Annotated in this window: 2 protein-coding genes; both read left to right on the forward strand. The window is 54.7% G+C overall.

Annotation, left to right across the window (positions count from 1 at the left end; all coding sequences use genetic code 11):
• A partial coding sequence (locus ACSZPK_RS26870) for an amino acid adenylation domain-containing protein (protein WP_437884666.1) occupies positions 1 to 4,278 on the forward strand: 4,278 nt, incomplete at its 5' end.
• Positions 4,279 to 4,547 (forward strand): condensation domain-containing protein (locus tag ACSZPK_RS26875; protein WP_437884667.1); only part of this gene is annotated, 269 nt, incomplete at its 3' end.

A 4,547-nucleotide genomic window follows, 5' to 3' on the forward strand; every position in this document is an offset into this window, starting at 1 on the left:
AAGGATTTCGCGGAAAAAGGGCCGCGAGATTATGGCCGCTTGCATCAATTCCACTCAGGCGGTGAGGCGATGCCGCCAGAAGGCGTTGCTGCTTGGAAGAAAGCGGGTCTTGAGCATGTTCACCTGCTGAATACCTATGGCCCGACTGAAGCGACGGTGACGGTCAGTGCCCATGATTGTGCCGATTACCTGTCGGGCAAGGAGCCACTTCCGGTCTTGATGCCGATCGGCAAGGTGTTGCCTGGCAGGACTATCTATCTGTTGGATCACTTCGGCAAGATCGTCGTCAACGGTGCGATTGGTGAGTTGACCATTGGTGGTGAGCTACTTGCCCGTGGTTACTTCAACCGTCCGGCATTGACTGCTGAGCGCTTCATTCCCGATCCCTTCGACAGCAGTGAACAGGGTGGCGGCCGGCTGTATCGCACTGGTGACCTGACGCGTTATCTCGATGATGGCGTGATCGAGTACGTCGGTCGTATCGACCATCAAGTGAAGATTCGTGGTTTCCGCATTGAGTTGGGTGAGATCGAGGCGCGCCTTCAAGAACACAGGGCTATCCGCGAAACGCTGGTTGTTGATATCGATGGTCCGAACGGCAAGCAACTGGTGGCCTATTTGGTCGCTGATGCCGAACAACTGAGCCAGGCAGATTTGCGTGCGGAGGTGCGTGAACACCTGAAAGGTTCGCTGCCGGACTACATGGTTCCAGCGCATCTGGTGTTCCTGGAGACGATGCCGTTGACGCCAAATGGCAAGCTGGATCGCAAGGCCCTGCCGAAGCCGGATGCGAGTCAAGTGCAGCAGGAGTATGTGGCGCCGCAGAGCGAGCTTGAGCAGCAGATCGCAGCGATTTGGGCGGATGTGCTGAAGGTAGAACGGGTCGGCCTGAGCGATAACTTCTTCGAACTGGGCGGTCATTCGCTACTTGCCACTCAGGTCATATCCCGCATACGGCAAGTATTGGGCCGAGAGGTTGCACTGAAGGCTCTGTTTGAAGCGCCCGAGCTTGGTGATTTCACCAAGAGGGGGGCTTTAAGTGGGGAGAAAAACCAGGTGCCTATGTTTACTCAGGTACGCCGTGATCAGCCTTTAGCGTTGTCCTACGCCCAGCAACGCCTATGGTTCCTCTGGCAATTGGAACCGGAAAGCTCGGCCTACAACATGCCGACCGCCTTGCGTCTCAAAGGTTCGCTAGACATCGAAGCATTGCGATCGAGCTTCGAAGCATTAATCGCCCGCCATGAGCCTCTACGCACGACCTTCAGTCAGGATGGTGACCTGGCGATTCAAGTGATTCATCCAGGCGCCCCCTTCGAGATCAGTGTGGAGATGACCGAGGAGCACATGCTCGAGGCTCTGGTCGACACGGAAGCACAACGTCCATTCGATTTGGAAAAAGGACCGTTGCTGCGCGTGAAACTGCTGCAACTGGCCGAAGACGATCACGTACTGATGCTGACCCTGCACCATATCGTTTCCGATGCTTGGTCGACGCGAGTCATGGTCGATGAGCTTATTCAGCTTTATGAGGCTTGCCGATCTGGTCAAATGGCAAAACTGCCGGAAATGGCGATTCAATACGCCGACTACGCAGTCTGGCAGCGTAACTGGATGGAAGCAGGGGAGCAGGACCGACAACTGACCTACTGGAAATCCCAATTGGGTGATGTGCAGCCGGTGCTGGAGCTGCCGACTGATCGTCCACGCCCAATGGTACAGAACCATGCTGGGGCCAGCTTGGCCATAGAGCTTGATGAGGCGTTAGCCAGCGCGCTGAAACGTGTTGTCCAGCAGCAGGGCGTTACCCTGTTCATGGTGCTATTGGCCAGCTTCCAGACCTTGCTGCATCGCTACTCGGGTCAGGACGACATTCGTGTCGGGGTACCGATTGCCAACCGCAATCGGGTCGAAACTGAAAGGTTGATTGGTTTCTTCGTCAACACTCAGGTGCTCAAAGCAGAGTTCAACCTGGACACGACGTTCAGCGCACTGCTGAAGCAGGTTCAGCAAACTGCGCTTGAGGCTCAGGCGCATCAGGATCTGCCATTCGAGCAGTTGGTCGAGGCGTTGCATCCAGAGCGCAGCCTGAGCCATAGCCCGTTGTTCCAGGTGATGTACAACCATCAGAGCCAGGCTTTAGGAGAAAGCCTTACCTTACCGGGGCTGACGGTAGATGCGCTATTCACTGAACAAAGCAATGCCAAGTTCGATTTGACGTTGGATACATACGAACATGCGAATGGTATCGGTGCCTCTTTGTGCTACGCGACGGCCTTGTTTGATGAAGCTAGCATCGAGCGACTGACCAGGCATTGGGTCAATCTGTTAGAGGGAATTGTCAAAACGCCTGAGCATCTCATCAGCTCACTGCCGATGCTGGATAATGCTGAATCGCAGTACATCCTCTCTCAATGGGATCAACGTGCCGCGGTCTACCCAAGCGATCGTTATGTGCATCAGTTGTTCGAAGATCGCGCCCAGCAAACACCCGATGCGCTGGCGATCCTCTTCGACGATCAGCACCTGACCTACGCTCAGCTCGATAGCCAGGCCAACCGCCTTGCTCATCGCCTGATCGAGCTGGGTGTCGGCCCTGAAGTGCGGGTGGCCATCGCCATGCGCCGCTCTGCCGAGATCATGGTGGCGTTCATGGCTGTGCTCAAGGCTGGTGGTGCTTATGTGCCGCTGGATGTGGCCTATCCACAGGACCGGCTGCTGTACATGATGGAAGACTGCGCAGCGGCTCTGGTGTTGACCCAGAGCGATTTTCTCGATGTCCTCGCTATACCGACAGGACTGACCACGGTTCTGCTCGATCAGCGAGAGACTTGGAGTGCCTATTCGGATAGCGCACCCAACGTATCCATCGCAGAAGACAACCTCGCCTATGTGATCTATACCTCGGGCTCGACCGGCAAGCCTAAGGGGGTCGCAGTATCCCACGGGCCGCTGGTGGCTCATGTCCAGGCGCTTGGCGAGCTGTACGAAACAAGCCCTGACGATTGCGAACTGCACTTCATGTCTTTTGCCTTTGATGGTTCCCATGAAGGCTGGATGCACCCATTGATCAACGGTGCTCGGGTTCTTGTTCGTGACGACAGCCTGTGGTTGCCGGAGCACACCTACGCGCAAATGCGTAAGCACGGCGTGACCATGAGTGTGTTCCCGCCGATCTATTTGCAGCAACTGGCTGAGCATGCATTGCTTGAAGGTAATCCGCCGTCGACACGCGTCTACTGCTTCGGTGGTGACGCGATGCCGCAAGCCAGTTATGAGTTGGCCTGGAAGGCACTGCGTCCCAAATACCTGTTCAATGGATATGGGCCGACCGAAACGGTCGTGACGCCGCTATTGTGGAAAGCTAGTGAAGGCGAGCCTTGTGGCGCAGCCTATGCGCCGATCGGCAAGCTGGTGGGGCGTCGTCGTAGCTACATCCTCGGCAATGACTTGAACCTGCTGCCAGTAGGGTTCGCTGGTGAGTTGTACTTAGGTGGTTATGGTATCGCTCGCGGTTATCTGGACCGCCCCGATCTGACCGCCGAACGTTTCATACCGGACCTGTTCGGCGATGGTGAGCGGGTCTACCGAAGTGGTGACCTGACTCGAGCTCGTGCCGATGGCGTGGTCGATTATCTGGGCCGCATCGATTACCAAGTGAAGATTCGCGGTTTCCGTATCGAACTGGGCGAAATCGAGGCACGACTGCAAGAGCTTGATGCTGTGCGCGAAGCAGTCGTTGTGGACATCGAAGGCTCAAGCGGTAAGCAACTAGTTGCCTACTTGATCACCGAAGATGATATGGCCGATCAACAGGTTTCTTTGCGTACTGTAGTGCGTGAGCACCTGAAAGCTAATCTTCCAGACTACATGGTGCCGGCGCACTTGCTGTTCCTGAAGAAGATGCCACTGACGCCGAACGGGAAGCTGGATCGTAAAGCACTGCCGAAGCCGGACGCCAGTCAACTGCAGCAGGAGTATGTGGCCCCGCAGAGTGAGCTGGAACAGCAGATTTCTGAAATATGGGCAGACGTGTTGAAGATAGACAAGGTCGGTTTGACTGACAACTTCTTTGAACTAGGTGGCCACTCCCTATTGGCTATTTCTGTTATTTCCAGATTACAGCTATTGCTTGGGTTTAAGATAGAGCCTCTAGTTCTTTTTAAAACTCCTGTGCTTAAAGAGTTTTCTGAGGTTTTACATGCGTCGAGTTCCTCGTTGTTTAGTGAGAAATTAGAGCGTTTGGATATATTTGCAGAAGAGTTGGAGGGGATTTAAATGGATATTGAGATGGCGCTTAATATTGCCAAGCGCTTCGTTACTATGCCTCTGGAAAAACGTAAGACTTACTTGCAGAGAATGCATGCCGAAAACATTTCTCCGGCTAACCTTCCACTTCCAGCAGTTAAATTGTTTTTTGATCGCACGCCTCTTTCATACGCCCAACAGCGTCAATGGTTCCTCTGGCAGCTGGAGCCGGAGAGCACGGCTTATAACATGCCGACTGCTCTGCGGTTCAAGGGGCCTCTGGATATCGACGCGTTGCG

It is taken from the genome of Pseudomonas sp. LRF_L74, assembly GCF_965644255.1.
GTDB lineage: Bacteria > Pseudomonadota > Gammaproteobacteria > Pseudomonadales > Pseudomonadaceae > Aquipseudomonas.